This window comes from Rhizobium sp. 01T444, from assembly GCF_056398305.1.
This window is the reverse complement of record NZ_JBFTPD010000053.1, coordinates 1-26,513: the sequence shown is the minus strand read 5'-3', so window position 1 is coordinate 26,513 and position 26,513 is coordinate 1. Positions and strand designations below refer to the sequence as shown.

The 26,513-nt window shown below is 62.2% G+C and carries 32 protein-coding genes and 1 pseudogene; 21 read left to right on the top strand and 12 right to left on the bottom strand.

Going from position 1 to position 26,513, the window contains the following annotated elements; all coding sequences use genetic code 11:
- The 4 genes from AC1DTN_RS35740 to AC1DTN_RS35725 form a co-directional block, all read left to right on the top strand.
- On the top strand, nt 1–1,030 hold a 1,030-nt coding region (locus AC1DTN_RS35740; protein WP_477924831.1), incomplete at its 5' end, for a catalase-related domain-containing protein.
- 188 nt (nt 1,031–1,218) lie between these two features.
- Nucleotides 1,219–1,929 carry a hypothetical protein gene (locus AC1DTN_RS35735; protein ID WP_477924829.1) on the top strand — a complete coding sequence of 237 codons (711 nt, stop codon included), beginning with the start codon at nt 1,219–1,221 and terminating at the stop codon, nt 1,927–1,929.
- 2 nt (nt 1,930–1,931) lie between these two features.
- Nucleotides 1,932–3,158 carry an HlyD family secretion protein gene (locus AC1DTN_RS35730; RefSeq protein WP_113325364.1) on the top strand — a complete coding sequence of 409 codons (1,227 nt, stop codon included), beginning with the start codon at nt 1,932–1,934 and terminating at the stop codon, nt 3,156–3,158.
- 160 nt (nt 3,159–3,318) lie between these two features.
- Nucleotides 3,319–3,633, top strand: a complete 315-nt coding sequence (locus tag AC1DTN_RS35725; RefSeq protein ID WP_477924827.1) for a hypothetical protein — start codon at nt 3,319–3,321, stop codon at nt 3,631–3,633.
- Here the strand turns inward: AC1DTN_RS35725 and AC1DTN_RS35720 are convergent.
- Nucleotides 3,594–4,523, bottom strand: coding sequence for a LysR substrate-binding domain-containing protein (locus AC1DTN_RS35720; protein ID WP_477924826.1), 930 nt, complete (start codon nt 4,521–4,523; stop codon nt 3,594–3,596). The two genes, AC1DTN_RS35725 and AC1DTN_RS35720, sit on opposite strands and share 40 nt — an antisense overlap.
- Nucleotides 4,524–4,645: 122 nt before the next feature.
- On the opposite strand from AC1DTN_RS35720, the gene AC1DTN_RS35715 reads away from it, so the two are divergent.
- Both AC1DTN_RS35715 and AC1DTN_RS35710 read left to right on the top strand, forming a co-directional pair.
- The gene (locus AC1DTN_RS35715; RefSeq protein WP_477924824.1) at nt 4,646–5,245 is read left to right on the top strand and encodes an NADPH-dependent F420 reductase; all 600 of its coding nucleotides are present in this window, start codon (nt 4,646–4,648) and stop codon (nt 5,243–5,245) included.
- Nucleotides 5,246–5,257: 12 nt separating this feature from the next.
- Nucleotides 5,258–5,641, top strand: coding sequence for a limonene-1,2-epoxide hydrolase family protein (locus AC1DTN_RS35710; protein ID WP_477924823.1), 384 nt, complete (start codon nt 5,258–5,260; stop codon nt 5,639–5,641).
- 39 nt (nt 5,642–5,680) lie between these two features.
- Here AC1DTN_RS35710 and AC1DTN_RS35705 read toward each other — a convergent pair whose 3' ends face one another.
- Both AC1DTN_RS35705 and AC1DTN_RS35700 read right to left on the bottom strand, forming a co-directional pair.
- A complete protein-coding gene (locus AC1DTN_RS35705; RefSeq protein WP_477924821.1) occupies nt 5,681–6,304 on the bottom strand; it encodes a LysE family translocator in 624 nt (207 codons plus the stop codon).
- A 243-nt stretch (nt 6,305–6,547) separates the two neighbouring features.
- Nucleotides 6,548–6,748, bottom strand: a complete 201-nt coding sequence (locus AC1DTN_RS35700; RefSeq protein ID WP_439015640.1) for a hypothetical protein — start codon at nt 6,746–6,748, stop codon at nt 6,548–6,550.
- Between the two features lie 180 nt (nt 6,749–6,928).
- Here AC1DTN_RS35700 and AC1DTN_RS35695 point away from each other — a divergent pair, with 180 nt between their 5' ends.
- From AC1DTN_RS35695 to AC1DTN_RS35680, 4 genes are all read left to right on the top strand, one after another.
- Complete coding sequence (locus AC1DTN_RS35695; RefSeq protein ID WP_007826389.1) at nt 6,929–7,069, top strand: hypothetical protein; 141 nt, start codon at nt 6,929–6,931, stop codon at nt 7,067–7,069.
- Between the two features lie 309 nt (nt 7,070–7,378).
- Nucleotides 7,379–7,624: a hypothetical protein gene (locus AC1DTN_RS35690; RefSeq protein WP_007826392.1), complete on the top strand. Its 246-nt coding sequence runs from the start codon at nt 7,379–7,381 to the stop codon at nt 7,622–7,624.
- A gap of 76 nt (nt 7,625–7,700) precedes the next feature.
- A complete protein-coding gene (locus AC1DTN_RS35685; RefSeq protein WP_113325356.1) occupies nt 7,701–8,600 on the top strand; it encodes a transglutaminase family protein in 900 nt (299 codons plus the stop codon).
- 65 nt (nt 8,601–8,665) lie between these two features.
- Entirely contained in the window at nt 8,666–9,475 is an 810-nt protein-coding gene (locus tag AC1DTN_RS35680; RefSeq protein ID WP_477924819.1) for a transglutaminase-like domain-containing protein, read from the top strand.
- Between the two features lie 15 nt (nt 9,476–9,490).
- On the opposite strand, the gene AC1DTN_RS35675 is transcribed toward AC1DTN_RS35680, so the two are convergent.
- The 5 genes and pseudogenes from AC1DTN_RS35675 to AC1DTN_RS35655 form a co-directional block, all read right to left on the bottom strand.
- Nucleotides 9,491–10,141, bottom strand: coding sequence for an HD domain-containing protein (locus tag AC1DTN_RS35675; RefSeq protein WP_477924817.1), 651 nt, complete (start codon nt 10,139–10,141; stop codon nt 9,491–9,493).
- A gap of 143 nt (nt 10,142–10,284) precedes the next feature.
- Nucleotides 10,285–10,478, bottom strand: a pseudogene (locus AC1DTN_RS35670) (type II toxin-antitoxin system HicA family toxin).
- A 4-nt stretch (nt 10,479–10,482) separates the two neighbouring features.
- Nucleotides 10,483–10,725: a DUF1902 domain-containing protein gene (locus AC1DTN_RS35665; RefSeq protein ID WP_113325354.1), complete on the bottom strand. Its 243-nt coding sequence runs from the start codon at nt 10,723–10,725 to the stop codon at nt 10,483–10,485.
- Nucleotides 10,726–10,904: 179 nt separating this feature from the next.
- The gene (locus tag AC1DTN_RS35660) at nt 10,905–13,802 is read right to left on the bottom strand and encodes a PAS domain-containing protein (protein WP_477924816.1); all 2,898 of its coding nucleotides are present in this window, start codon (nt 13,800–13,802) and stop codon (nt 10,905–10,907) included.
- Between the two features lie 200 nt (nt 13,803–14,002).
- The gene (locus AC1DTN_RS35655; RefSeq protein ID WP_477924815.1) at nt 14,003–14,635 is read right to left on the bottom strand and encodes a CatB-related O-acetyltransferase; all 633 of its coding nucleotides are present in this window, start codon (nt 14,633–14,635) and stop codon (nt 14,003–14,005) included.
- A gap of 192 nt (nt 14,636–14,827) precedes the next feature.
- On the opposite strand from AC1DTN_RS35655, the gene AC1DTN_RS35650 reads away from it, so the two are divergent.
- Nucleotides 14,828–15,166, top strand: coding sequence for a YciI family protein (locus AC1DTN_RS35650; protein WP_113325353.1), 339 nt, complete (start codon nt 14,828–14,830; stop codon nt 15,164–15,166).
- 7 nt (nt 15,167–15,173) lie between these two features.
- On the opposite strand, the gene AC1DTN_RS35645 is transcribed toward AC1DTN_RS35650, so the two are convergent.
- Entirely contained in the window at nt 15,174–15,971 is a 798-nt protein-coding gene (locus AC1DTN_RS35645; protein WP_477924814.1) for an ATP-grasp domain-containing protein, read from the bottom strand.
- Nucleotides 15,972–16,195: 224 nt separating this feature from the next.
- Between AC1DTN_RS35645 and AC1DTN_RS35640 the strand changes: the two genes are divergently transcribed.
- The 3 genes from AC1DTN_RS35640 (at nt 16,196) to AC1DTN_RS35630 (ending at nt 17,730) form a co-directional block, all read left to right on the top strand.
- Nucleotides 16,196–16,729, top strand: coding sequence for a DUF1269 domain-containing protein (locus tag AC1DTN_RS35640; protein ID WP_113325352.1), 534 nt, complete (start codon nt 16,196–16,198; stop codon nt 16,727–16,729).
- Nucleotides 16,730–17,036: 307 nt separating this feature from the next.
- Entirely contained in the window at nt 17,037–17,243 is a 207-nt protein-coding gene (locus AC1DTN_RS35635; protein WP_442207723.1) for a hypothetical protein, read from the top strand.
- Nucleotides 17,244–17,304: 61 nt separating this feature from the next.
- Nucleotides 17,305–17,730, top strand: coding sequence for a pyridoxamine 5'-phosphate oxidase family protein (locus AC1DTN_RS35630; protein ID WP_442207722.1), 426 nt, complete (start codon nt 17,305–17,307; stop codon nt 17,728–17,730).
- A 423-nt stretch (nt 17,731–18,153) separates the two neighbouring features.
- Here the strand turns inward: AC1DTN_RS35630 and AC1DTN_RS35625 are convergent, their stop codons facing one another.
- The 3 genes from AC1DTN_RS35625 to AC1DTN_RS35615 all read right to left on the bottom strand — a co-directional run bounded on the left by AC1DTN_RS35625 (nt 18,154) and on the right by AC1DTN_RS35615 (nt 21,573).
- Complete coding sequence (locus tag AC1DTN_RS35625; protein WP_477924813.1) at nt 18,154–19,935, bottom strand: PAS domain S-box protein; 1,782 nt, start codon at nt 19,933–19,935, stop codon at nt 18,154–18,156.
- 175 nt (nt 19,936–20,110) lie between these two features.
- Nucleotides 20,111–20,944 carry a protein NO VEIN domain-containing protein gene (locus tag AC1DTN_RS35620; protein WP_477924812.1) on the bottom strand — a complete coding sequence of 278 codons (834 nt, stop codon included), beginning with the start codon at nt 20,942–20,944 and terminating at the stop codon, nt 20,111–20,113.
- A gap of 8 nt (nt 20,945–20,952) precedes the next feature.
- Nucleotides 20,953–21,573 carry a helix-turn-helix domain-containing protein gene (locus AC1DTN_RS35615; RefSeq protein WP_477924811.1) on the bottom strand — a complete coding sequence of 207 codons (621 nt, stop codon included), beginning with the start codon at nt 21,571–21,573 and terminating at the stop codon, nt 20,953–20,955.
- A 271-nt stretch (nt 21,574–21,844) separates the two neighbouring features.
- Between AC1DTN_RS35615 and AC1DTN_RS35610 the strand changes: the two genes are divergently transcribed.
- The 7 genes from AC1DTN_RS35610 to AC1DTN_RS35580 all read left to right on the top strand — a co-directional run.
- On the top strand, nt 21,845–22,072 hold the full coding sequence (locus tag AC1DTN_RS35610; protein ID WP_310386597.1) for a hypothetical protein: 228 nt from the start codon (nt 21,845–21,847) through the stop codon (nt 22,070–22,072).
- Nucleotides 22,065–22,277 (top strand): hypothetical protein, encoded by a 213-nt coding sequence (locus tag AC1DTN_RS35605; protein ID WP_310386599.1) that lies wholly within the window; start codon nt 22,065–22,067, stop codon nt 22,275–22,277. Before AC1DTN_RS35610 ends, AC1DTN_RS35605 begins: the two co-directional genes overlap by 8 nt.
- Nucleotides 22,278–22,360: 83 nt before the next feature.
- Complete coding sequence (locus AC1DTN_RS35600; RefSeq protein WP_310386601.1) at nt 22,361–22,789, top strand: hypothetical protein; 429 nt, start codon at nt 22,361–22,363, stop codon at nt 22,787–22,789.
- A gap of 86 nt (nt 22,790–22,875) precedes the next feature.
- A complete protein-coding gene (locus AC1DTN_RS35595; protein WP_477924808.1) occupies nt 22,876–24,696 on the top strand; it encodes a DNA primase family protein in 1,821 nt (606 codons plus the stop codon).
- Nucleotides 24,697–25,072: 376 nt separating this feature from the next.
- Complete coding sequence (locus tag AC1DTN_RS35590; protein ID WP_113325344.1) at nt 25,073–25,297, top strand: hypothetical protein; 225 nt, start codon at nt 25,073–25,075, stop codon at nt 25,295–25,297.
- Nucleotides 25,298–25,828: 531 nt separating this feature from the next.
- On the top strand, nt 25,829–26,293 hold the full coding sequence (locus AC1DTN_RS35585; protein ID WP_477924806.1) for a glycosyl hydrolase 108 family protein: 465 nt from the start codon (nt 25,829–25,831) through the stop codon (nt 26,291–26,293).
- Nucleotides 26,294–26,346: 53 nt separating this feature from the next.
- On the top strand, nt 26,347–26,513 hold a 167-nt coding region (locus tag AC1DTN_RS35580), incomplete at its 3' end, for a transposase (RefSeq protein WP_477924700.1).

Sequence of the window (26,513 nt, the reverse complement as noted above, 5' to 3'; positions counted from 1 at the left end):
CAGCAACGATCCGCTGCTGCAGGGGCGCAATTTCTCCTATCTCGATACGCAACTGAAGCGCCTCGGCGGGCCGAACTTCACGCATCTGCCGATCAATGCACCCAAGTGTCCCTTCAACCATTTCCAGCAGGACGGGCACATGGCGATGCGCAATCCCGTCGGCCGGACAAATTACGAGCCGAATTCCTCGGGCCAAGGCCCGCGGGAATCCCCCGCCAGGGGTTTCCGCACCTTCGAAGCCGAGGAAGCGGGCCAGAAGGTGCGCCTGCGTCCCGAAAGCTTTGCCGACCATTACAGCCAGGCGCGCCAGTTCTTTATCAGCCAGACGCCGCCCGAGCAGCGCCACATCGCCGCCGCCCTCACCTTTGAACTCAGCAAGGTCGAAAACCCCGTCATCCGTGAGCGGATGGTCGCCCATCTGCTCAATATCGACGAAACGCTGGCGGCGAAGGTGGCAGCTGCACTCGGGATTGCCGACATGCCAAAGCCCGCTGACGCGGCCATGCCAACCCGTCAGGATCTGGAGCCTTCGGCCGCCCTCAGCATCATCGAGCGCGGACCCAAACGGTTCGAGGGCCGCAAACTCGGATTGCTCGTGACGGATGGATCGGATGCCGCTCTCGTTGGTGCTATCACCGGCGCAATCGCCGGCGAAAAGGGCGTGGTCGAAATCATTGCCCCCAAGATCGGTGGCGTCACCCTGTCGGACGGTTCGTTCCTTGAAGCCCAGCAGATGATCGATGGCGGACCATCCGTTCTCTATGACGCGGTCGCCATTCTCGCCGCGGAAGCAGTAATGCCCGACCTGCTGAAGGAATCCGCCGCGCGCGATTTCGTTGCCGATGCCTTCGCCCATTGCAAGTTCATCGGCTACGCAACACCTGTCCTGGCCCTCATGAAGAAGGCAGGCATCGAGGATCTCGACGAAGGCACAGTGGAACTCGGCTCGGCCAAGGACATCAAGGCATTTGTCGCTGAACTTGGAAAATTACGGGTCTGGGCGCGAGAACCTTCCGTCAAGATCCACTAACGCATGCGTGCCGCGGCCCCCTGCCCGCGGCACCGTCTCTCCTGCTTTCAGCCCTCTCAACCGAAAGCCTTATCCGAAAGGCCGACGGCGTGTATTTACGCCGATATTACTGTTGCGTACTTTCGTGTTGCACGCAAAGCGCCTAAACTTCAGCCCACACTAAAATGCCATGCGGGGGGAAGTCAGGCATGAGAGACCGATTAAACAGGACAACGCAACATCCGGGCCACCTGCCCGCGGCCGTTGCGGCAGCATTTCTGGCCGCGCAGTCAGCGTCAGCAGCCGATGAGGCCGCGACGCAACCCTACCACGCCGCGCTGACCGACCATGTGCCCGGCTTCATTACCGCGCCGGGGCAGACCGACTACCTCTTCGTCATCGTCATCGTGCTGATCCTGGTGATGGTTCTCGTCATCGGCAATCTCTACTTCCAGCTCCATGCCGTGCCCGAGCGCATCGCGCATCAGACGAATAAAGTGCAGATGGAAATCGTCGCGGTTCTGGCGCTGATCTCGCTCTTTACCCACAACCACATCTACTGGATCCTCGGCCTGCTGCTCGCCTTCATCCGCATTCCCGACTTTTCGACCCCGCTCTATTCGATGGCCCGGTCACTGCTCAGGCTCTCCGGCCGCGATCCCGCAAAGGTCGACGATGACGTGCCGGTCGCCAGTGTGCCGGCCTCCGGTGTTCCGGGCACCACTGTCCCAGTCGCCAATGTGCCAACCGGCGCAGTCACCGCTGCCCCAGTCACCATAGCTCCGGTCACCACAGCCCCACCCGCAAGCGCCCCGATTGCCCCCATGCCTGCCGCCGCCCATCCGCAGCCGCCCGGCCAGACGAGCGCACAGCCCGCCCAGGGGGCGACAAAGACCGGCCCGCGCGAAGGGAGTATCTGACCATGCTCGAACTGACCCTTTGCTCGATGCTGACCATCCTCCCCGATTATCTCTACCGGCGCTATGTCCAAGGCAAGCGCATCGGCCGCGAGATCACCCTTTACAGCATGTGGTACGAGCTGCGCTGGGGCATATCAGCCTGCCTGCTGCTCACCATCTCGCTGATTACCATGATCTTCTATTTCCACCCCTCGACGCAGAGCGTCACCGCCGTCTTCCGCACCGTCACCATATTGCCGGAATCCATGGGCCGGGTCGACGAGGTCTATGTCGGCGTCAACCAGAAGGTCGCGGCCGGCGCGCCACTCTTCCGCCTCGACGATTCCACCCAGAAGGCAGCCGTCGACGTGGCGCACAAGCAGATCGCCGAAGTCGAGGCCGAAACCAAGGTGGCCGAGAGCGAGCTTGCCAGCGCCGACGGCATGATCCGGCAGGCCGAAGGCGCCCTGCAGGTCTCGATCGACGAACTGCAAATGAAGACCCAGCTTTTGAAGAACGATGCGGTTGCCCGCCGCGAGGTGGACCGGCTCACCAATACCGTGGAAAGCCAGCGCGGCATGGTCAGCGCCGCCTATGCCAACAAGGAGACGCTGCAAACCAAGCTCAACATTCTTCTGCCGGCGCAGAAGGCAAGTGCGCAGGCAGCACTCGCGCAGGCGCAGGTGGAGCTCGACAAGACATTCGTCAAGGCTGGCGTCGCCGGCACCGTCCAGCAGTTCACGCTGCGCAAGGGCGATGTGCTGAACACCATGTTACGCCCGGCCGGCATCCTCGTACCTGAAGAAGCCGGCCGCGGCACGCTGATTGCCGGCTTCGGCCAGATCGAGGCGCAGGTGATGAGGCCAGGCATGGTGGCAGAAGCCACCTGTGTCGGCAAACCCTTCACCATCATCCCGCTCGTCGTCACCGAGGTGCAGGATGTGATCGCCGCCGGCCAGCTGCGCCCCACCGACCAACTCGTCGATGTTGCGCAACTGGCAAAGCCCGGCACCCTGACCGTCTTCCTGCAGCCCCTGTTCGCCGGCGGCCTGGATGACCTGCCGCCCGGCAGCAGCTGCATCGCCAACGCCTATACCAACAACCACGCTGCGCTGGCCGACCCCAATATCGGCACGTTTAAATGGATAGGCCTGCATGTCATCGATACGGTCGGCGTGGTCCACGCCATGATCCTGCGCATACAGGCCCTGCTGCTGCCGGTGCAGACGCTGGTGCTGACGGGGCATTGAGGCGAGGCGGTAGCCTTGCTCCGCCAACGCCTCTTTCGACATACTCGGCCTGTCCCCGATACCTGCCGTTGGCAATATAAGCAAAGGCCGGACGCCTCCGGCCTTGCTGACTGCTACCCGTCCAGCCACTTATGGGGCACCCCCCTCACGAGAGACACCCGTGCGCTCCGCAGACGATGCCTTCACCCGTGCCCTTGCCCTTATCCCCGAGGGCTGCAGCAAAGGCAGCTTCGAAGCCGGCCGCTGGGGCGCGACCGTCAAGCGCTCGCCGGATGGCAAGCGCATCTGGCTCTATGCCGAGGATCTCGCCGGCGGCGATATCGTCAGCTTCAACCTCTATCTCCTGGAGGCAAGCAGCAGCACGCTGAAGCCCTGCGAAATGTCGTCCGAGAAGGTCATCGCCTTCGTGCTCGGCTACCAGCCCGACAAGCAGGATCAACCCAAGCTGCCGGCAAAACGCTCGGCAAGCCGCTGACGCTGAAAGCCCTCGATGACGAAATCGATGAACACCCGCGTCTTGAGCGCCAGCAGCCTCCTGTTGGCGTAATAGATCGAGATCGGCCCGATATCGACATACCAGGAGGGAACGAGCCGGATCAGTTCGCCGCTGTCGAGATGGGCAAGCGCATCGGGCTTGGAAAGCAGCGTCACGCCGAGCCCGAGAAGGGCCGCAGCGCGCATGGCGGCGGGGTCGTTCACGACGATCCTTGGCGTGAGATCGACAGGCTGCTCCTCTCCCGCAGCGTTACGCATCTGCCGTTGCGGAATGCGCCCGGTATTGATCGATTTCATGACGATTCCATCGAGCCCCGCAAGCCCGGCCGGATCGACCGGCGGCACGCGGCCCTTCATATAGGCGGGTGACGCCACCGCGACGAGATGGGCCGGCGCAAGCGGCCGCGCCACCACGCCCGAGGCAAGCTCGAAGCCGCCTCCAACAGCCGCATCGTAACCCTCCCCGATCAGATCCACCTGCCGGTTCTCGAACATCCATTCCGGCCGCACCAGCGGATAGCGTTTCATGAAATCAGGCAGCATCGGCAGGATATAGCCCGTGCCTAAACCCGGCGGCAGGCTGACCTTCAGCACGCCTGCCGGCTCCGCCTGCTCGTTGGAGATTTCGGCAATCGCCCCCTGCAGCCCCTCGAGATGGTCGCGCATGGCGATGAGAAAGCGCTCGCCCGCCTCCGTCAACGTCAGGCTGCGTGTGCTGCGATGAAAGAGCCGGAGCTTCAGATTGGCTTCGAGTGCCGCCACATTGCGGCTGACCGCCGCCGGTGTCAGCCCGAGGCGCCGCGCCGCCGCCGAAAAGCCGCCAAGCTCGGCGCTGCGCACGAAGGATTCCAGGTTCGCCAGGCTTTCCATCGTCGATCACCTTCAACAAAGACTTGAAAGTGATACCACCCACTACCGTCTAATCAAAGGGGAATGACATCGCGATATTGGCTCCATCGAAACCAACACGACATCCAGAAAGGAAACTTGCCATGTCCATCGGTATCATCGGCGCCGGCAATATCGGCTCCGCCTTCGCCCGCGCTCTCGCCCGCAACGGCATCTCCGCCACCATCGCCAATAGCCGCGGTCCTGAAACCCTCGGCGAACTCACCGCCGAACTCGCCCCTCACATCACCGCCGGCACTATCGAAGAGGCGGCAAAGGCCGATATCGTCCTCATCGCCGTGCCTTGGTCGAAGCTGCCGGCCGCACTATCCGGCCTGCCGGATTGGGCCGGCCGTATCGTCATCGATGCCAACAACCCGATCGAGGCACCCCTCTTCAAGCCGGCAGAACTCGGCGGCCGTCTGTCGAGTGAAATCGTCGCCGGCCTCGTGCCCGGCGCCCGACTCGTAAAAGCCTTCAACCACCTGCTGGCCAACCTCGTCTCCGCCGATCCCAAAGCCGAAGGCGGCAACCGCGTGCTCTTCTATTCCGGAGACGATGCGCAGGCGAAGGCCGAAGTCGGAGCCCTGATCACCCGCCTCGGCTTTGCCGGCATCGACCTCGGCACGCTCAAGGTTGGCGGCAGCCTGACGCAATTCCCCGGTGGCCCGCTACCGGCAGTCAACTTCGTCAAGTTCGGCTGAAGGAGAAGCGCCATGTCACCTCTGGAAACCGCAAAAACCTTCTTCGCTCACTGGAGCGCCAACCGCATCGATGAAGCGCTCGCCATGCTCTCGGATGACGTGCTCTACGACAACGTCCCCCTGCCCGATATCACCGGCCGCGAAAGCGTCCGCAAATTCCAAGCCGATTTCGGCGTTGGCACAACCTTCAAGGTGGACTGGCAGGTCACGGAAATCGCCATCTCCGGCAATGTCGTGCTGAACGAGCGCATCGATATCTTCACCCATGAAAGCGGCGGCCGGATCACCCTTCCTGTCATGGGCACGATCACGGTGGAGAACGGCAAGATCACGCTCTGGCGCGACTATTTCGATCTCGGTAGTTTCGAGCGGCAGCTGGCTGCGATAAAGCGGTAGCAACTCAAACCCCGGGCATATCAGTGGCCGGGGCGCCGTTCACTGCTGCTGAAACGCCAGCCGCACGCCAAGCGCCATATAGATCGAGCCGATGACCTTGCCCTGCCAGCGGCCGATCGTCCGGTTCCTGTTCAGCCAGCCGCGCACCGAGCCGGCGCCGATCGCGAGCGCCGAGGTCACGCCGATGCTGAACGCCACGAAGATGATGCCGAGCAGCGCGAATTGCCCGATCACCGAACCGCTTTCGGGATGGATGAACTGCGGCAGGAAGGCGAGGAAGAACAGTGCCGTCTTCGGGTTCAGGATTTCCGTGAATATCCCCTGCCGGAAGGCCTTGCCGGGGCTGATCTCGGGTGCCGCCGTCATATCGAGATTGCCGGACTTTTCGATGAAGGCGCGATATCCGAGATAGATGAGATAGGCCACGCCGATATATTTGACCACCTCGAAGGCGAGCGCCGAAGTCGCAAGCAGGGCCGAAAGACCGAAGGTCGCCATGGTGGAATGGATGAGATCGCCGGCAGCAATGCCAAGCCCCGTTGCGATGCCGGCCCGCCGGCCGCCGCTCACCGATCGGGCGAGAACCAGCAGTGTCGCCGGCCCGGGAATCACCATCAGCCCGAGCACGACAAGAACATAAGTCGTCAAAACAGCGATACTCATCTTCGATTTCCGTTGCTTGAAATACCCGCGTTCAAATTAACGGCTTCGGCCGCCGGTGCAATATTCGAAAAGTTTACGCCGCGACAGCTGCCGCGATCCCTATCCCGCGAAAAACGCCTTGCGCCGCGCAGCGAATAAGCGCAGGATTCCAATTGCTGGCAGCCACTTCAAGGGCGCTGCCGGTTCGGGCGTTAGCCCTGGCCCCAACGAAAGGAGGACACGATGTCTTCCGATTTTTATCCGTCAAGTCTGTCGCGCAATCTCATCCGAACCGGCGCATTTGCCTACCGCGAGAATGTAGCGCTCGGCATTCTCAATCGTGCCGAAGATGCCGCCGGCGAACAGCAGAGCGATCGTTTCGAATCCGCCAGCAGTTTCGTGGCTTTTCCCGATTTCAGCCGTGGGCCGCAGGCCGGCCGGGGAACAAATGCGCTGCGCATTCATTCATCTCGGTATTCCCCAAGGCAACCCCAGGGGCAATCGCGTCTTTCCACATCGGCAGCCTCTCAGGACGAGCGTCCCGGCATCGGGCCCCTGCCCCTTTGATGCTGCAGCGACCGCGCCGCCAGCCGGCGGCAGGTCGCAATACCTGATCTGTCCCGCATCCCACACAAGGAGGAAACCATGGCGAAAGGCCAAGTCCGCAGCAACCGCGAAGTCCGAAAACCGAAGAAAGACCGCTCTGCCACCGCTGCACCTGCCGCCGCACCCGGCACGCAGGTCAAGATGGCAAGCAGCACCACGGGCAGCGACAAGAAGAAATAACGCCCGCTCCGGCGCGACGGCCGCTCGGCTGTCCCGCCCATCGTCAAGGATAGCAATATGACCACAGACAAACGTGCAGCGGAAAATCTCTTCCGTCCGCCGCAACCCGAAAAAGCCTCCGACGCCGGAAAGCTCCAGGATGTACGCAAGCGACTGCAGCAGAGACAGCGCGAACAACGGCAGGATGAACGCCGCCAACGCGCGATAACGCGGTCGACCCTCCCCGCTGTTTCATCCTGAAACCGTCGACCCAGGAAGACTCTGATACCCGGATGGCTCGCCATATCAGGAACGAGCAAGGACCATGAAGTGGCAGAATTCGACTATATGATCGAAGCCGGGCTTTACACCGGCAAGACATTGCGCAGCTCCCGAGGCCCCCGCTATAAGCGCTTCGAAACAGCCGCGGAAGCGGTGCGTTTTGCCATGGAAGACCTGCCCGGCCCGCAATTGCGCGGCTGTGTGCTGGAAGTGAATGAAGCCCGCTTCGACGAAAAGCAGATCCGCATGCTTTACGATGCGCCCGCCTATCCGCTTTCGCGCAGAGAGAAGTGACGGGCACCCGCGGATATTTTCACCGCGGTCATGTTTCCCCATGGTCAGTGCCGCGTCATGAAAATAGGGAGGCAGGATGACGATTTTCTCCGTCCGCCACATCACATCCTACCATTACAAAAGGCCGGTGCATTTCGGACAGCACCGGTTGATGTTCCGCCCCCGCGACAGCTTCGACCAGACGCTTCTGAGCTGCAGCCTCGATGTCTCTCCGGGGCCGGCATCCGTGCGCTGGATCCACGATGTCTTCGGCAATTGCATCGCACTCGTTGATATCACAGCCGCCTCCGCCGAACTGCGCTTCGAGACCGTCATCCGTCTCGAGCATACGGCGCAGGTTCCGCTCGATCTGGAGATCGACCGCAAGGCGCTGAGCTTTCCCTTCGCCTATGACGAGGACGAGGCGATCGATCTTGAGCGCACCATCGTCAGGCACTATCCCGATCCCGATGACGAAGTCGGCAGATGGGCGCGGCAATTCGTGCCTTTGAGCCATCAGGCGCGCACCGGCCATATCCTGATGACGCTCTGCTACGCGATCCATGAGAGCTTCACCTATGTCAGGCGCTTCGAGCACGGCACGCAGGCGCCGCGCGACACGCTTCGGCTGCGCAGCGGCACCTGCCGCGATTTTGCGCTGCTGATGATGGAGGCGACCCGCTCCCTCGGTTTCGCCGCCCGCTTCGTCACCGGCTATGTCTATGTCGCCGATCGCGATGGCTCCATCACACTTGGCGGCGGCTCGACGCATGCCTGGTGCCAGGTCTATCTGCCGGGTGCGGGCTGGGTAGAGTTCGATCCCACAAACGGCATCGTCGGAAACCGCGACCTGATCCGCGTCGGCGTGGCCCGCGACCCGCGCCAGGCCGTGCCGCTGTCGGGCAGCTATGACGGCGGATCGCGCGATTTCGACAGCATGAAGGTGCAGGTCAACGTCACCACGGAACAGGAATTCGATACCGCAAAGGCCAGGTGACGGAACGCCTGGCCCGCTGATGCATTCGCCTGCAGGACAAACCCTGTTTCAAAGGACCACGACTCATGAAGATACGTGCAGGCTTCCACATCGGCTATGAATGCGAGCATGAAACGCCCATGCTGCTGGTCCTCAACATCCACCCGTCCCGCCGGGTGGATCTCCTGACAGAACAGGTGCTGAGCTTCGACCGGCCGATCGAAGCCTGGGGCTACACCGATACGTTCGGTAACGCCTGCACCCGTATCGTAGCACCTCCAGGCCTGACGACCATTTCCACCGAATTCGAAATCTATGACAGCGGCCTGCCGGATCCCGTTCCCGAAGGTGCTCTCCAGCACAACATCAACGATCTGCCCGACGATGTGCTCGTCTACCTGCTCGGCAGCCGCTATTGCGATACCGACCGTCTCGCCGATTTCGCCTGGAAGACCTTTTTCAAAACACCGCTCGGCTGGCCGCGCGTCCAGGCGATCCTCGATTTCACCCACAAGCGCATCGCCTTCGACTATCAGAAGGCCGACCCGCTGCGCACCGCCTTCGGCGGCTTTACCGACCGCACAGGTKTGTGCCGCGACTTCGCCCATCTCGCCGTCACGCTCTGCCGCTGCATGAACATCCCGGCGCGCTACTGCACCGGCTATCTCGGCGATATCGGCGTCCCCAAAGACCCGAACCCGATGGATTTCAGCGCCTGGTTCGAGGTCTATCTCAGCGGCCGCTGGTACACGGTCGACGCCCGCCATAATGCGCCGCGCATCGGCCGTATCCTGATGGCCACCGGCCGTGACGCCACCGACGTCGCCATGTCGACGGCCTTCGGCCCCGCGATCCTCAAGCGCTTCGAGGTGATTACGGATGAGATGCCGGTTTGAGGTGGCTTGCTCCCCTCACTCCTCAAAAGGCGCCTGCGCAATGAGATCGACCGACGATGTCGCCACCGCATAGCCGGGCACGAGACGTTCGCCGAAATCCCGCACGAAATTGTCATAACTCGTTTCGGGCCGCGTCCTGGCGATATGGCAGAAACAGCCGGTCATCTTCTTCTTCATGCCGAGCCGGGGAAATTCCGCGACGATCGCCTTCATCTCGGCCGCCGGAATGAGGCTGTACTGGAAGCCGACGACATCGAGGCAAATGCCGGTCGTACAAAGCGCAATCTCGGCCTCCTTGTAGAGACCGATCGACGGTGTCGAGTTCAGCGCGACGGCATCCCAGATCATCTGGGCGCGGCGCCGGTCGAGCCCGGCATCCACGGCAAAACCGCGCGCCAGATCCGCCGCCTCCACCTCGAACCGGCGCGGCCCTGCAAATCGCTCGTTGAGGGTGATGTCATGCAGCAGCGTGCCGAGTGCCACGACTTCGCCATCGTGCTCGATCCCCCGCAACTGCCCGATCCGGACCGCAAACAGCCAGGATCGCATGACGTGATTGAAGAGATAGGGTTCGCAGTCCGTGCGCGCATAGTCCATCGCCCGATCGATGATGGCAGTACTCGGAACCGAGACGCCCGCAAGCATCCGTGTCTCTGTCCTGTTCATGATGCCAAAGCCTTCTTCTGATGCTGGAAGCAATCAGAGCAATAGGCCCGAGCGCGCCGCCCCGCTATCCAACGAAGGTTTGCCCATCGAAGGTTCGCCCGGGGCAAGCGGCACGGCTCAGACCGCTGCCACTTCGTCTGGCTTTAAAACGCTTTCGGAAGACCCGCTTGCTTAAGCGTCTCATTGGCAGTGTGGCGGGACTTGACACCATGATCGACCGTGAAATGGCGATTTGAAATCGGACTGAACCAGATTTCATGGTCGCCTTTTCCCGGCCGACATATGTGCAGCTGGCTTTCGACAGTAACTCTTTGAGTTCCTTGAGATAGCCAGCCATGCGGTCAGTAGCTGGGATTGGGGATGCGAACGAGCTGCTCGGCCATGATATGAACAGGGATTTCCGGCAGATCGGACGTAAACCCGTTCAGCTCGAAAAGATCCGTTATGGCAGCGATCACCTTGGGCTCAAGAGCTTCCAGACTATTGGCCTCAACGGCCAGCCCGTCGATGTCGTTACTGCTGGCGATCCAGACGGCCGCCTCTTCATCCCACTCCGCGCGCACAACGATCGATACGTGCTTCATACGATGAGTTCTCCAAATCGGACATGATTGTCCAACACCTTCGCGCGCCGTCAATGTGGCCCGCTAGGTGTCATAGTGTACATATGTAGCGGAAAGAAAGTGAATTTTTAGTGGAGCGACTCTTGCGGTCAGGTTTTGTAGCCCCTCTTCTTCGCTCAAAACACGTGAATGCACCCCCCTCACGCCACCACCTCATCCGGCAGCGTGAAGATGAACCTCGTCCCGCGCGGCTCGTTCTTTTCCGCCCACAGCTGTCCGCCATGCGCCTCGACGATCGAGCGGCAGATGGCGAGCCCCATGCCCATGCCCTGCTCTTTCGTCGAAAAGAACGGCTCGAATATCTTGTCGGGAAATTCGATACCCGCGCCCCGGTCGCTGACTTCGACGCGCATCATGCCGTCCGCCCTGTGCACGCTCACTTCAAGCACCCTGTCATCGGCAACATCGGCCATCGCATCCATGCCGTTGCGCATGAGGTTGATGACAACCTGCTGGATCTGCACCCGGTCGAACGCAATGCCGAGCACAACATCCTCGCCGTCGATATCGACGCGGACGCCGCGCCTGATGGCCTCTTCGGCGAGCAGATCGCCCGCCTCGGTGATGACACGGCCGAGTGTGACGCAATCCCTCTTGTCCTCGGCGCGTTTGAACAGGGCGCGCACGCGCGTGACGACATCGCTTGCCGAATGCGCGCTGATGATGATGCGCTCCAGCGTTTTCTGCGCCCGCTCGATATTCGGCGGGTCCGCCATCAGCCAGCGCCGGCAGGCGTCTGAAGAACTCATCACCGCCGAGAGCGGCTGATTGACCTCATGCGCGATCGAGGCCGAGAGCTCCGCGAGGCTGGCCGCTTGGCTCGCCCGCGCCAGGCTCTCCTGCGCCGAGAGCAGCTTCTCCTGCGCCCGCACCTCGCCGTCGATATCGAGGCAGACGACGTTCCACTGCACGATCGCGCCTTCGGCATCGCGCATCGGTGCTGCGCGCGTTTCCACCCAGCGATATTCGCCATCGAAACGTCTGAGGCGATGCCTGCGGGCATAGGGTTCGCCCGTTGCCAGCGAATGGGCATATCTCTCCTTCACGCCGGCCAGATCATCGGGATGGATGCCGGCATCCAGCGTGCCGGCAAGCCGGGATTTGCCAGTCCCGTCCAGCTGTTCGAGATCGTAGCCGAGAAATTCGCGCAGCCGCTGGCTGCGGAAGACCGGCTCTCCATCAGGGTCGGCGCAATCGATCATTGCCGGCAGGGTTTCCACCAGCTGCCGCAGGAAGCGCTCGCTCTCGCGCAAGGCTTCCTGGGTGGTGACGAGGTCGTGGATGTCGGAGCTGACGCCGTACCATCGCAGGATGACCCCGGCCTCGTCCCTCAGCGGTTCCGCCCGCGTCTCGGTCCAGCGATAGCCGCCATCGGCGCGGGCCTGACGGTATCGCACGAAATAGGATTCCCCGGTGGTGAAGGAATGCAGTATCGCCCGGCGCGCCGCCTCCCGGTCATCTGCATGGATGACGCTGAGCGAGGGCAGTCCGTCAGGCCCGATCATCTCTTCCAGGGTGGCACCCGTCACCTCGGTGAAAGGCTTGTTGACATAGATCGGCCGTCCCTCCGCCGTCGCGCTCCAGATCAGAGCCGGCACGGTATCGATGAGCTGTTGCAGCTGTCGCTCGCGTTCGCGAAGTGCTGCCTCCGTGCGCTTGTAGGCGTCGATATCGACAGTCACGCCATACCATCCGGTGATGCGCCCCTGTCCGTCGCGTGTCGGCCGCGCGGCCGCCCGGTGCCAGACATAGGCGCCATTGGCGCGCAGAACCCGGTATTCGAAATTCCAGTGCTCGCCGGTCCGCAGCGCATGGCGCAGCGTCTCGCCTGCCTCTTCGCTGTCCTCGGGATGCACGCCGCGCTGCCAGCCCTGCCCTCCGCCCTCGATGAAGGGCTTGTCGCCGAGAAGCAGGTTCAGGTCTTCGAGCACCATGGCGATCGAAGTCTGCGCCGTCGGCGTCGCATAGGTGAACTGCCCTGACGCATCCATCGCCCAGGCGCCGCCATAGAGGTTCTCGATGGCAAGTGCGGCGCGTACCGCTTCGCCGGTCTCGCCAAGAGAGCTCGCCGTCGTCCAGCGCTCGTCCTGCCGCGCGACCGCTGGATCGACATCGACGCTGGTGCCGTATTTCGGCTCCACTCGAAACTCCACCCACCGGTAGCTTCCGTCGGGCTGAAGCTTCCGGTAGCTGCTGACCTGGGGAATGCCATGGAAGAAAGCCCGCGCACGCGCCTGCTCCACCGTCGCCCTGTCATGCGGATGAACCTCTGCCATCGGCGGCAGCCCGTCCGATGCCGCCATACCGGCCGGAGAACCACCGAGATCATCAGCCGCCATCCCGCCGGCAAGGGGCGCACTTTCGGCATCGATGACGGTGCCGTACCATCCGGTGATGACGCCATTGCCGTCGCGCAGCGGCTGCCCCGTGCTCCGTGTCCAGCCGTAGCCGCCAGTCCGGCGCAGCATGCGGCTATCCACGCTGTAATGCTCGCCCGTCTGCAGGCAGCGCCGCCACAGGGCCGCGGCAACCTCATAATCGTCAGGGTGGATCGCCCGCTTCCAGCCGAATTCCTTGTCGTCGTCAGGTGCATTGAAGTCTTCAAGGCCGAGACCGAGAGAGGCAAGCACACTGGGGGTCACGTAGAGGAAAGCGCCCGAGGCATCAGTGGCCCAGGCAACGCCGGTGAGCCGCTCGACCGATTTGGCCGCCCGCACGGCATCGGCATCGGCCCTTTCAGGCGCGTTGACCGAAACGAGCGGGCCGAGAGACAGCGAAAGCGCAAAGAAAGCCGCCCATGACAAAGCAGGTTCGCGCATTCCGGCATCGAGCAGCGCCGCCAGCAGCGCGCCAAGCATGGCCACCGCCAGGACGGCATAGGTGAGCCTCGCAGCAACGCCGCGCGCACAAAGAAAAGCAGCGGCAACGGGACCGAGCAGGCCGAAAGGCGTCATGCTCAGCCAGGACACGGCTATGCCGACGAGGCAGGCGACGACGGCAAGTGCCAGGTGAGGGCGGTATAGATCCGGCATCAGCATGCGCGCATCCCGCCATCGGGCGCGGGTTGAAAACGATTGGCGACGTGGCCGCTATCGGCCATTGGCGTCCGGCCGCATGAAAGCATGGTTCGACCTGATCCCATCATGTCAGAAGATTGCAACATTCCGTCTGTGTCGAGGATAATCTCGCCGAGGACAATTGGAAGGGCGCCGGCGGTCGCAGTCGGTCGCCTGTCCGTTCAGGCCCGCTTCAGCGCCGCGAGATCGCCGCTCTCCAGCGCCGGCAGATTAGCTTCGATCTTGTCGATCGGCCAGTCCCACCAGGCAAGGTCGAGGATCTCGCTGATGACCTCGACAGGATAGCGCATGCGGATGATATGTGCCGGATTGCCGCCGACCACAGCATAGGGCGGCACATCGCGGGTGACGACCGAGGCGGCGGCGACAATCGCGCCCGCGCCGATCGTGACACCCGGCATGATGACGGCGTCATGGCCGATCCAGACATCGTGCTCGACCACCGTATCCTTCACCGGCAGATCCTTGTAGCCGAAGGTCTCCGGCTTGAAGATGCGGAACGGATAGGTGGTGATGCCGCCCATCGGGTGATTGGCCGAACTGGTGATGAAATAGCTGCCGCGGGCAATCTGCACGAACTTGCCGATCACCAGCCGCTCCCGGCAACTCCGCCCCAGATAGGGCGCGAGGATTTCGGCCGTCTCCTCCAGCTTTCCGTAATGCGTGAAGTAGCTGTAATCGCCGATCTCCATGCGCGGATGATCGATGACATTCTTCAGGTACATCGTCGTCTTCGAAACCCTGCCATCGGGGTGGGTGACGGGAAAGGCTGAATTCGCATCGAGAAGCGGCATGAGAAGACCTTTGCGCAGGGTTTGGCGGCAGCAAGCACGGCCGCCGGGCGGAATCCGGAAGCAGCAACCCCTATAGCCGATCCGCCCGCAGGATCCAAAATCTCTCGAACGACCTGTCGAATTCCGCTCCGCCCATTCGTCTGTAGAATGAAGCCAGGCCAGCCGGCCAGCCTGACATCACAGGAGAAGCAGATGCCCCAATATCTCGTCGCCATCCACCTCCCCGACGATTACGCCCCCTGCAAGGAAGACGATGCAACGATGCGCGATATCGACGTGTTGAACGAAGAGATGGTGGCCGCCGGCGTCAGGCTCTTTGTCGGCGGCCTCAACCCGGTCAGCAAGGCAATGTCGGTGCGCGCGCAGCCAGACGGCAAGCTGCTCGTCACCGACGGACCATACCTCGAAACCAAGGAACATATCGGCGGCTTCTGGGTGCTGGAAGCAGCCGATATGGACGAGGCGCTCGCCTGGGGCCGCAAGGCCGCCATCGCCTGCCGCGCGCCGGTCGAGGTGCGCGGCTTCAACTGATGCCGGCTTATCGGGACGACCCGAGGCGCACGAGACCATCGATCGCCGCGGCAAGCTTCCCGAGATCCGCCGAGTAGAACCCGGCGGCGTTGACACAGTTCGTCTCGAGGAGCTTCAGCCCTTCTTCGGTGCGGCAGATATCGATGACATAGGCTCGCGAATAGCCGGGATTGATGTCGACCATGCGCTGAGCGAAATCAAGCACGTCATCATCGATCTCGTGGCGGTGGATGACACGCGAGCCATCCTTGTAGAGCGAATAGGTGACGACCCGCCCGTTCACGGCCCAGATACGCCATTCGCGCAGGATGCGAACGGGTTTTGTGAGCATCAGCAGCGTGTCGTGACGAAGCGATCCATCAGGGATCTCATCTTCGTCAAGCACGAGCACCCTTTCCGCCACACGGATGATCTCGCCTGTCGATTTCACATTGCCGGGCTCCTCCTTGCTGTCATCAACCGGGCGCAGGAACCATTCCCTCCCGTCATCAGCCAGACGCTCGGGCACATCGCGGAGGGGCATGAACAGCGCATCGGCTCCGTTGAGAAGGTAAGGATGCCATGCCTGTTCCTGAACGAAGGGGCGCAGCTTGAAAACGCCCGGCCAGTAACCTTTCGCCTCGGCATACCGCCACAGCGAGTAGGCGCCGAACATGACCACATTTTCAGGATCGGCAACGGCCGGCTCGGGGATCAATTCCCCAACGAAAGGAACGACCTTGTGCCATGTATAGGGGATGTCGAGCCGGCCGAGCGCCTGGGCCAGATTTCTGGTATCGTCGAACTCCTGAAGAAGCCACTGCATCCTGTTGCCACCCTTTGTCACCGGAAGCTTTTTTGACGGAGCAGCCGCGGCATCGCAACAGGGTCATCGCTACGGATCGGCATTATTCGCATTGCGCGCACCGGCCCCACCCTTCATCGCCCTCTCACATGCGAGTGGTAGCCCCATCAAATGGCGGCCGCCTTATGGACAGAGCGCCGCCAGCGCCTATCTGCCGCATCTGTGGTCCAACAGGAGGGAAAGCCATGTCAGAACTCGTGGTGCTTGGTTTCGATACCGCCGACAAGGCGGATGCCGTGCTCAATCGGCTCGTCCAGCTTGAGAAGGAATATCTCGTCGATCTCGAAGATGCCGTTATCGCCGTGCGCGACCCCGCCGGCAAGGTGCGCCTCAAGCAGAGCGTCAATCTCACGGCCGCCGGTGCTGCAAGCGGCGGCCTCTCCGGCGCGCTCTGGGGCTCGCTCGTCGGCCTGCTCTTCCTCAATCCCCTCGCCGGCATGGTCCTCGGCGGCGCCTTCGGCGCAGGCTCCGGCGCGCTCGCGGGATCGATGACCGATTACGGCATCGACGACGACCTCATCAAGAAACTCGCCGACACCATCCCCGTCAACAGCTCTGCCCTCTTCCTGCTGCTCCGCAAGGTGCAGCCCGAAAAGGTGCTGGCCGAATTCAAGGGCGAACATGCCACCATCCTGCGCTCCTCGCTCTCGCCGGAGCAAGAAGAGCAATTGCGCAAGGCGTTGGCTTCGGAGCCAGCGGTCGCGACGCCTGCGGCCTGAACTGTCATCACAAAACGAAAGTGCCGGGCGCAAACCTCACGCCCGGCAGCACAATCGCCAATCGCAGCTATGCTGACCGCGTTACGACAAGCGCCGTTACGCAGGTGACCGCGAGGGGCACACAGCCACCGTCGGAATCAATCCCAGCAGTCACCGGAAAACCGACCGCCACAACAACAGCGCCGGCAATTGATGGCGCGTGGGGCACGACCAGTCAGGTTGAGTTTCACAACCAAGGCACTCAAAATCTAAAACTAGCAGCGAAAATCAACCGCGGTTAGGGTGTACTGTCGGGAGCAAAATAGAGATGCCACGCAAGGTTCCGGAGTATCTGGTAGACGAAGCTGCTTTTGTTGCCACGCATGACGGCATGATTATCCAAGATCACGACTTGAGCACTCATGTCGCCCTTATCAACGCATCGCACGAGATTAGAACGGACGCATCAATGGCTGGGTCGGGTGGTGAACGCCTATCTCGCAAGCTCGCGGCGCTGGCGGCCAAACTCCGCTGAGGCCGGCGGGCTGTCGAATGGTACTGCACAAAAACCGAGAATACTCACTGAGGATGAGGCAATGGACGAAGATCATACGAAACGCATGATCCTTGAATTCCTGAGGAGGCACACCTTGGCGGTCATTGCGACATGCCACCGCAACGGAACGCCGGAGGCTGCTACGATCGACCTCTCGGTGCGCGACAATCTTGAGATCGTGTTCAGCACTTTCAAGGACACGCGAAAGTTCGACAATCTCGCGGAGCGTCCCGGCGTCGCGTTCGTAGTCGGATGGAACGACAATATCACGGTTCAATACGAGGGTGAGGCAACAAGGGTTCCTGCCGCGGATATCGAACGATACCAGGAAGCTTATCTCAACAGCCTTCCGGCCGACAGGGAGTTCATCGAGAGAGGGGCCGTGTTATTCAAAGCGACGCCGCGGTGGATTCGATATTCCGACTTCAACAAGGAGCCTCCCGAGTTGATCGTGATTCAATTCTGACAGGCGCAACGGCTTCGGGCCGCCGTCCGAGGGCCTTGAGGGCAAGATAACCTAGAGGATCGCGGAGGCTCAGCAAACCCGATCATCAAGACAAATGTGGGCGCTCCCAACGCTCGCGAATCATGGGCTCGGGCGACGTGTTTCGTCGTCGGGATGACCATTCGCGATGACCCCGAACGAATGCGTTGGGCCAGACTGGCGTTCGAAAGGGCCGAGCGCATCGCCACACTTCAGCCCAAGAACCCTGCGCCGCTGTCGCGCGGTGCAGTAGCGCTTGCGCTTCTGGGCAACGCTAAGCGAGCCACTTCGTGGATCGTCCGCGCTCTGACAATCGACCCTGACGGTTTGACGACACAGTACAATGCCGCCGCCGTCACATCTCTCGATTCTAGAGCGCTCGATCATAGCTGGATCAGTAGCCCCTCACCGCCTAACCTTAATCACCTCCCCCAACGGCGCCTCCAACATAAACTCAAACCCCGCCGCCTCATAACTCAGCTCCGCCTTCCCCTGAAACGAAGCCGGCAGCAACCGCCCGATCATCCGCGTCCCAAATCCCTCGCGTTTGGGCGCACTGATCTCCGGCCCGCCGCTTTCCCGCCATTCCAGCGTGAACTGCCCTTCACCAGCGGCATCCTTCTTCACGCCCCACGTCAGCTCCACCAACCCCGTCTCAAGGCTCAGCGCGCCGTATTTCAAACTGTTCGTCGCAAGCTCGTGCAGCGTCAGCGTCAGCATCAGGGCCTGTTGGGGCGCAAGGTCGAGATCGGGGCCGGAGATGCGGATGCGCTCGCTGAAATCGCCGACAGAGATCAGCCCGGCTTGGGCGAGGCTGTGCAGACTCGCATCCGCCCAGGCGGTCTCCGTCAGGATATCGGTCGCGCGCCCGAGCGAGACGAGGCGCGAGCTGTAGGTCTCGGCAGCTTCCGCGAGATTGTCGGCCTGGCGAAAGGTCTGGTTGGCGATCGATTGCACGAGGCTCAGAACATTCTTCAGCCTGTGGCCGAGCTCGTGGTTCAGCATCTGCTGGCGCTGGCGGGCGTGCACCCGCTCGGTCACGTCGGCGGCCATGCCGAACCATTCGGCAATCTCGCCCCTGGCATCGAAGACCGGAATGGCACGCGAGAAGGTCCAGCCCACTTCGCCATCGGCCCGGCGCACGCGGTGTTCCAGCTCGAAGGGCCGCCGCTCGCGGATGGCGTGGGCAATCGCCATGCGGATCTGCGGCAGATCCTCGGGAAAAAGATGATCGTCCATCCAGCGCACCGTCGGCCCCTCGACATCGGAGAGGGAGCCGCGGCCATCGAGCTGGCGCATCTCCTGCCAGTCCGGGCTCATGCGGAAGACGACATCGGAGCTGGCATTGACGAGCGCGCGTGAACGCTCCTCGCTGCGCCGAAGCGCCTCCTCCGCCCGCTTGCGCTTGGTGATATCCTGCATCACGGCAAGCACCCGCGGTGGTTTCTCGCTGATGCGCGAGACGAACATTTCCAGCACCATCTCCTGCGGCTCGGATTCCCGCACGAAGCGGACGGGCTCGCCCGTCGTCAGCACCCGGTCGTAATCGTCGTACCAGTCCTCCACCTCGTCGGGGAAGAATTCGCGGATCGTGCGGCCGCTGAGATCGGCGATGCCGAACATCGCCTGCATCGCCTTGTTCATGGCGATATAGCGATAGTCGCGCAGCCCATCGGCGCCGACAGGCAGCCGCTCGATGATGCAGGCGCCCTCGTCGATGGAATCGAACAGCGCTCGATATTGCACCTCGCTTTCGCGCAGCGCCGCTTCCGCCTGCTTCTTGTCCCTGATATCGCGGAAGATGATGGCGACCTGCCGCTCTTCGACCACGCCGATGCGGAAAGCATGGACCTCGTACCAGCGCCCGCCGAGCGCATCGGCCTGATGCGCAAAACGAACGGGCTCGCCCGTCAGCGCAACCTGGCCGTAAATGTCGAACCAGAATTCCTCGTGATCGGGCGCAAGCTCCCGCATCGTCCGTCCGTCGGCCTGGATCAGCCCCGTCTGCCGCTCGAAGGCAGGGTTGGTGAGCAGGAAACGATAGTCCCGCACGCCGCCCTCGTCATCGAACAGCACCTTTATGGTGCAGAAACCGTCATCGATGGAATCGAAGAGAGCCCGGTAGGGATGTTCACTATCACTCTCCGCCATTCCCGCCCGAACGGAGCCATTTGACTCAATGTCCATCCAACCCGCCTTCAACGCCGCTCCTATCCCCATCAGCCGCCAGAAAATGGCTGAACCCAGATGCATCGATAGCTGATCGCCTGAGGCTGATGACCGGCCATTCTGCACCATAAATTAGCGCTGGGCGGATTATTTCCAAGGGAGGTCATTGAGCGCGGAATGCGTCAGCGGCAGTTCAGAGGAAGCTTGCCTGAAACGACATCGCCGTCAGCGAGACATGCGCCTCCAGCGGTGGGCGCAACTCGAAGGCCTTGGCATCACGCGAGAAATTCCAGAGGCGGAAAAGGCACCATTCGCTGCGCCATTCCTCCGCAGCTGAAAGCTCGTTGCGGCTGATGTGGAAGGGCGTGCGCTCCCAGCCATTCGTCGTCTTCACCTCGATACGGCGCGACCGTCCATCCGGCTCGAAGCTGGCAATGTCGAAGCCGGCACCATCGCCATCTTCTTCTGATATCCAGCGGATCTTGCGGGCGAGATCGTCACGGCCGGCGCTGGTCAGCATCGCACGCTCATGCGCCAGCACCCGCTCCTCGCCGGCTCGGCCGAGACTGCGATTGCGCTCATCGCGGCCGGCGACATCGAACTTGCGGGCGATGAATTGCATTTGCTCCAGCTCTTGCGGCGGAGCCTCGTTGGAAAGCGTCGGCGGCGGCCCGACCCAGAGTGCAGTTTGCTCACGGAGCCCGGATAGCGCCTGTCCGCCGAGAGCCAGCCTCAACCAGCCGTCATTCTGCGAAAACCAGCGCACCACGGCATCCACGAGCGACATCTGAAAATTGAAGGCCGGCTTGTAACCATTGATCCAGTTCTCGCCGAGCCCCTTCAGCACGGCGCTGATATTCTGGTGCTTGAATTCGATTGATGTTCGCGTCCGGCCGATCCGCGCCTGGAGCTGCCTGTTGTGCTCGGCCTTATTATAAGGCCGACCGGCAAGGTCGTCGGCAAGCATTGCGAAATAATCCGCAACGATCAGCGCATTCTCTTCGTCACTCCAGGGGCCGTCCGCCATCATGCCGCCTACGGTATCAGCGCCAGCACCGGCGTCGCCGTCGTGAGCACCGCCTCCCCGATCCCGCCATCAGGCGAAACCACCCTCGCCTCGCCGGCCTTGCGGGCGCGGTCGAGCTTGGCGAGGATCTGCTTGCCGCCGGAAAGGCCGCAGATCGAAAGCGCGCCGATCGCGCCGGGCTCGATGCCATCGGTCGGCGCAAAGAGCAGCACGGCATCGTCCCAGATCGACAGCGCGCCGGTGGAGGCCCGCACCTGGGCAGCGATGATCCGCCGGTTGCGGCCGGCGCCGATCGAGAGCTGTGCCTTGTCGAGCACGGCCTGCGGCAGCGGCTGCGGCTCGGGAAGCGAACGGACTTCGCCATCCTCGCCGATCACAGCCGAGAGCAGGATCTTCGGCCCCAGCCCCTCGCCTTCACGCGTGATTCCCGCATGGTGCATGACCTCGGTCACGGATACGCCGAGGAAGGACGCGATCTCGGCGGCCTCCTCCATCGTCATCTTGCGTTTGCCCGAGAAGGTGCGGGAGACGGCGGAGGCATCCTTGCCGAGATGACGGGYGAGCGCGCGCAGCGATTGCCCCCTGTCATCAAGCTGGTTGTGAAACCAGTTGCCATCGATCTCAGCCATCAGCGTCCCCATGCACATATGCAGCGTTGCTTATTTGTTGCAAAAAACGCAACGAGGCGCAAGCAACTGCACCGGGCTTTTTCCCGTCAACCTTTGACATGGTTGATCTGCTCAAGTTGCAACACGACCCGCCTTTCCGCCGAAAAAGGTTCGTTCAAAGGCAGGGACGCAAAAGATAGGTATTTTTTCCTATTTGAGATTGACGTTGCGATTTCGACAACATAATCTCAACTCCAACAACAAGAGCCGCATGACAGGAGGGAAGATCAGCATGGCAAAGGCCCCGACGCCCTGGCAGAAGGTCGCCGCCAAATTGGCGCTGACGCCGAGCGAGCTCGCAGCCGAGCTCAAGCGCCACCGCTCCAAGATTTCGCGGGCGTTGCGCGATGAGCGCGGCCTCATCAACGGTCGCGACCAGCTGATGCTTCTGCAGGCGGCAAGACGCCATGGTGTTTCGCTCACCCTCTCCGATCTGATGCCGGAGGAGGAGGATGCGTAAAGAGCCGCTTTCCATGCTGGCGCAATCGGAGCTGATCGATGCGCTGATCGGGCGCTGCGTCATGCATGGCGGGGCGGCCGCCGGCGAGGCGTTGCTGCTCATCGATGACGAAGCGGTCGACGACCTCGTGCATCTCGCCAACCGGCTGCGCCGCCTTGCCCTCTTCGAAGACCGCATCCGCGCGATGGTGATGGCCCAGCCGTAGGCATCCGAAATCAGTTCGCAACGTCACGACATCGCGGCCCGCCCGGTGAGGCGGCTCGCACTAGAAAACCAGTGAGGATGAACATGCAGACCATCACGACACGACCGGCCGGGAAAGCCGCCACCCCGCCTGCCGCTACCCCTCAGACGGCTGGCCCGCTCACCATCACCAAGCCGCTGCTCTGCCCCTGCTGCAAGCAGCCGGTCACCATTCCCGCCCCCGAGATCGTCATCGATCACTATGGCATCACGCCGATGGAAGGGCGCATCTTCGAGGCGGTCTGGAAGGGCAAGGGCCTGCCCGTCATCACCGAGCGCATCTTCACCGCCATGTATATCGACGATCCCGATGGCGGCCCCTCGCCGGACAGGATGTACCTCGCCTTCAAGGTCGCCCTTTGCCACCTGCGCCAGAAGCTCGAAGGCTCCGGCATCGGGATTGCCAATGTCGGCTATCGCCGCGGCTACCGGCTGGTGCTGGAAGGCAAATTCCCCAGCACCACCGCCCGCTAAATCCCCCAGATACGTGAAAAGACCACGGCCGCCGCCCGTATCGCGCCGGCCGCCGCGACCGGCTGGCGCAGAAATCCGGCCGCACCGTGCTCTCCTGGGCCGGCGGCACGCAGGGCGTCAAACACACAGACTGGTCGCCGCTATCAGGCCGCGATGTGGTGATCTGGCCGGATTTCGATGCGCCCGGCCTTTCGACGGCAGACGAGATCGCCGCCATTCTCTCCGCCCTAGGCGCGCGCGTCCGGCTGACAGGTTTTACCGATGCTGGAGCCGCCTCTGATCTCAGGTATCTCACCTATTCCGACTGGCAGGCGGGTCACCTTCCCTGCCGCGGCTGGGATAGTGCCGATGCCGTCGATGCCGGCTGGACGCGCCTCGAGCTCGATGCTTTCATGCGCGCCACCATCCGCCGCCATGCGCCCGCCCCCGTCGAGCCGCCGACATCGGCAGAAGAGCGGGACCAGTACGTACCGAAGGCGCCGCCGCCGGGCGCCGATGGCATAGACAGCATGCCGGAATGGTTTCCGAGCCAGCCTTTCGGCTCCGAAGTCTGGCTGGCGCGCATCTTCAACGAGCATCTGGCAAAGGCCTGCGGCGGACGGATCGTCCGTGCCGATGGCAAATTCTGGGCCTATGGCCCCTCCGCCTGGCGCCCCATTCCCGAACAGAAGATCCGCCTTGCCATGCATGCCTTCGATGCTATTGGCATCGGCCCGAAGGAAAAGCCGCTGAAGCTCGGCAGGCACATGATTGACGGCATCGTCAACGAGTTCGGCACGCGCACCGCCGAGGCCGGCTTTTTCGGCAATCCCACCATCGGCGTCAACGCGCTGAACTGCACCATCACGCTGGATGAGACCGGCAAGGTGATCTGCCGCGCCCATGACCCGGATGACCGCTTCCGCTTCACAATCGCCGCGGACTATAACCTGCACACCGAAAGCCATCCGCCCGAGGGCTCGCTGCTGCACAAGCTGCTCTACGGCGCCTTTCAGGGTGACCCTGATGCCGCCGACAAGATCAGCCTCGTGGCGGAAATGCTGGGTGCTGCCGCCTTCGGCCTTGCCATCCGCATCCGCCAGCCGAAGGCCTTCATCCTGCTCGGCGAGACCGCCAGCAACGGCAAATCCACCATCGCCGCGCTCTTCCGCGCGCTGCTGCCTGAAGGCGCCGTCTCTTCCATCTCGCCCGCCTTCTTCAATGATGAGAAGCGCATCATCAATCTCGCCGGCAAGGCGGCGAACGTCGCCGACGAGCTGAGTGCGGCGGCCATTTCAGGCGAGGAATTCAAGGCGGCCGTCACCGGCAACCCGATCGAAGGCCGCAGCCTCTACAAGGATGTCCAGAGCTTCATTCCCCGGGCGCTGCACTGCTTCACCACCAACACCCTGCCGCGCTTCAATGGCGGTATCGACCGGGGCCTGCGCCGCCGCCTCGTCGTTATCCAGTTCAACCGCAGCATTCCCGAGCATGAGGTCATCCCCGATATTGCCGAGCGCATTGCAAGGGAAGAATTGGAACTGCTGCTCGGTTTCGCCGTGTCAGGCGGCCAGCGGCTGAAGCGCAACGGCGGCTACACCATGCCCGAAAGCTCGAAGGAAGCGCTGAACGCCTGGCTGCTGCTCGACCCGCTCAACGAATGGTTCGATATCCGCGTCGAGCCGGCGCAGACCGAGCCCTCCGGCGGCTGGCTGCGCACCGCAAAACTCTTCGAGGATTTCCGCAAATGGGCGATCGACCAGGGCTACCGCGAAAGCTTCCTGCCGCCCGTCAACACCTTCTCCCAGCGCCTGAAATCCATGCCCGATGTGCGCCTGGTGCGGTTTGCGACCGGCACGGTGGCGCATGGCGTGATATTGAAGGAAAGCACGCTGATGGGATCGGCCAGTTACGCCGACGTCTTCTGAGGCGAGGAGTGGCCGGATTTTCGATCAACGGCCATAACAGTCTCGCGTAAAAATTGACTCGCCTTCCGCTGGGAGATGTGACCATGTGCATAGGTGGTCGGCTCTTCTATCCAGCCCGCGAAGCTGTGCTTTCTGAAGCCCGCCCACCCCCTACGGCAGGCTCGTTCCGAACCGCGAGCGCCCGGTACCCAACCGAGAACCACATCATGTGGTGGGCTTTGCCGTCAGTGTCGCGCTTGCTGAGCCTCGGCCGCTGTTTTTTGGCTGATCGCCTGCAGTCCGCTCTTGCCGCGGCGCCAGCGTTAAGGCCGGCAAGAAGACATGGCCAATGAGAAGATATGGCCAATAAGAAGATATGGAATGGAAGAGAAATAGCATGTCACGCCAGGATCTCGACCGCATACTGTTTGACCGCATCTGGGATCTCGGCGCCCAGGCGGTGAAGGATGATCACGTGTCGGCGCTCGCCTATGTGACCGTCACCAAGCCGACCCTGGAAGAATATCAGGAGAGTCACGGCCCCCTGCAGGCCGATCTCATAAAGGTCATCCAGCTCGGCATCCTGAAGCTTCGCGAAAGAGGCGAATTGCAGGAGCCGTAAGCCTGTAGCTTCGAGGCTCGGCTGTTGCTGAGCGAAACGCTGCACTTTCCGCCCCCCGGTCGCAAAAGGCAACGGTGATCGCCTGTCGACCGTCATGGAAGAACTTGTCTGCCTTGCACAGGCTTTTCCGGCGCGACATTCCAGTCCTGCGAACCGTCCCATAGCCCTATTTGATTAGGCTTTTTTTTGGAACGATCTTTCAGGCTCGTGGTTCTGCTACAGGCCTTCAAAAGCCGGCCGCCGCGCCCCACTCTGTTCTCCTGTAACGGAGGCGGCGGTCACTCGTCCGTCAGGAAATCAGGGCACTCGCCGACGTTTCGATCCGAAACCCGCCTGCAGAAAATCCCGGGAGCGCTCCGGTTAAACCCGGCTGTCATCCTTTCTCAAATGGCGATGGGGGCCATCCCGATCGCCCCGGAGAGAGTGCGTGAGTGAGCCTGATTGCCAGGCGTTCCGCCGGAGATCGTCATGCAACAGGCACAACTGTTGCCATCAGAAACTTGTCGCGATCCACTAAAAAAGGAACGCGGCATGACCAGCGCGAACTTCCCCGAATGCCTCTCGATCACCCTGCAATCCGAAGGCGGCCTCTCCATGGAACGCACTGACCCCGGCAACTGGACCGGCGGCAAGATCGGCAAGGGCACGCTGAAAGGTACCAAATACGGCATCTCGGCCGCCGCCTTCCCCAATCTCGACATCCGCAACCTGACGCTCAATGACGTCAAACCCATCTACAAGGCCAAATACTGGGATGAAATCGGCGGCGACACCCTGCCTGATGGCTTCGACCTCGCCACCTTCGACTACGCTGTCAACTCCGGCCCCGCCCGCGCCCTGCGAGACGCCCAAACCGTGATCGGCGCCCCCGCCGACGGCAAACCCGGCCCCCTCACCCGCGCCAAGGCCGCAACTGCCGGCACTAAGGAAATCAAGGCCCTCTGCGCCCGACGGCTAAGCTTCATGCGTAAGCGCGAATTTCGGTGCGCCTTTTGAGACGCAGCGCTCTGAGGCATGAAGTGTCCACCAAAATAGGTGGACACCAAATCATGGATGAAGATGCTCCTAAACTGCAGGTGCGGCTTGTTGGTCGCGACGGCCGCCGTCGATATGACCCTGCCTCCCGAGATCAGCTTGTCGCAGCGTGTTTAGAGCCCGGCGTTTCGGTTTCGCGTCTAGCTCTGGAGCACGGCGTCAACGCCAATCTCGTTCGCAA

Bases quoted from the DNA above. Each gene is read 5' to 3' on its own strand.
- AC1DTN_RS35735 (WP_477924829.1), top strand. From the start codon at position 1,219: ATGAGAGACCGATTAAACAGGACAACGCAACATCCGGGCCACCTGCCC.
- AC1DTN_RS35730 (WP_113325364.1), top strand. From the start codon at position 1,932: ATGCTCGAACTGACCCTTTGCTCGATGCTGACCATCCTCCCCGATTAT.
- AC1DTN_RS35720 (WP_477924826.1), bottom strand. From the start codon at position 4,523: ATGGAAAGCCTGGCGAACCTGGAATCCTTCGTGCGCAGCGCCGAGCTT.
- AC1DTN_RS35715 (WP_477924824.1), top strand. From the start codon at position 4,646: ATGTCCATCGGTATCATCGGCGCCGGCAATATCGGCTCCGCCTTCGCC.
- AC1DTN_RS35710 (WP_477924823.1), top strand. From the start codon at position 5,258: ATGTCACCTCTGGAAACCGCAAAAACCTTCTTCGCTCACTGGAGCGCC.
- AC1DTN_RS35705 (WP_477924821.1), bottom strand. From the start codon at position 6,304: ATGAGTATCGCTGTTTTGACGACTTATGTTCTTGTCGTGCTCGGGCTG.
- AC1DTN_RS35700 (WP_439015640.1), bottom strand. From the start codon at position 6,748: ATGAATGCGCAGCGCATTTGTTCCCCGGCCGGCCTGCGGCCCACGGCT.
- AC1DTN_RS35695 (WP_007826389.1), top strand. From the start codon at position 6,929: ATGGCGAAAGGCCAAGTCCGCAGCAACCGCGAAGTCCGAAAACCGAAG.
- AC1DTN_RS35685 (WP_113325356.1), top strand. From the start codon at position 7,701: ATGACGATTTTCTCCGTCCGCCACATCACATCCTACCATTACAAAAGG.
- AC1DTN_RS35675 (WP_477924817.1), bottom strand. From the start codon at position 10,141: ATGAACAGGACAGAGACACGGATGCTTGCGGGCGTCTCGGTTCCGAGT.
- AC1DTN_RS35665 (WP_113325354.1), bottom strand. From the start codon at position 10,725: ATGAAGCACGTATCGATCGTTGTGCGCGCGGAGTGGGATGAAGAGGCG.
- AC1DTN_RS35660 (WP_477924816.1), bottom strand. From the start codon at position 13,802: ATGCTGATGCCGGATCTATACCGCCCTCACCTGGCACTTGCCGTCGTC.
- AC1DTN_RS35655 (WP_477924815.1), bottom strand. From the start codon at position 14,635: ATGCCGCTTCTCGATGCGAATTCAGCCTTTCCCGTCACCCACCCCGAT.
- AC1DTN_RS35650 (WP_113325353.1), top strand. From the start codon at position 14,828: ATGCCCCAATATCTCGTCGCCATCCACCTCCCCGACGATTACGCCCCC.
- AC1DTN_RS35645 (WP_477924814.1), bottom strand. From the start codon at position 15,971: ATGCAGTGGCTTCTTCAGGAGTTCGACGATACCAGAAATCTGGCCCAG.
- AC1DTN_RS35640 (WP_113325352.1), top strand. From the start codon at position 16,196: ATGTCAGAACTCGTGGTGCTTGGTTTCGATACCGCCGACAAGGCGGAT.
- AC1DTN_RS35635 (WP_442207723.1), top strand. From the start codon at position 17,037: ATGCCACGCAAGGTTCCGGAGTATCTGGTAGACGAAGCTGCTTTTGTT.
- AC1DTN_RS35630 (WP_442207722.1), top strand. From the start codon at position 17,305: ATGGACGAAGATCATACGAAACGCATGATCCTTGAATTCCTGAGGAGG.
- AC1DTN_RS35625 (WP_477924813.1), bottom strand. From the start codon at position 19,935: ATGGACATTGAGTCAAATGGCTCCGTTCGGGCGGGAATGGCGGAGAGT.
- AC1DTN_RS35620 (WP_477924812.1), bottom strand. From the start codon at position 20,944: ATGGCGGACGGCCCCTGGAGTGACGAAGAGAATGCGCTGATCGTTGCG.
- AC1DTN_RS35610 (WP_310386597.1), top strand. From the start codon at position 21,845: ATGGCAAAGGCCCCGACGCCCTGGCAGAAGGTCGCCGCCAAATTGGCG.
- AC1DTN_RS35605 (WP_310386599.1), top strand. From the start codon at position 22,065: ATGCGTAAAGAGCCGCTTTCCATGCTGGCGCAATCGGAGCTGATCGAT.
- AC1DTN_RS35600 (WP_310386601.1), top strand. From the start codon at position 22,361: ATGCAGACCATCACGACACGACCGGCCGGGAAAGCCGCCACCCCGCCT.
- AC1DTN_RS35590 (WP_113325344.1), top strand. From the start codon at position 25,073: ATGTCACGCCAGGATCTCGACCGCATACTGTTTGACCGCATCTGGGAT.
- AC1DTN_RS35585 (WP_477924806.1), top strand. From the start codon at position 25,829: ATGACCAGCGCGAACTTCCCCGAATGCCTCTCGATCACCCTGCAATCC.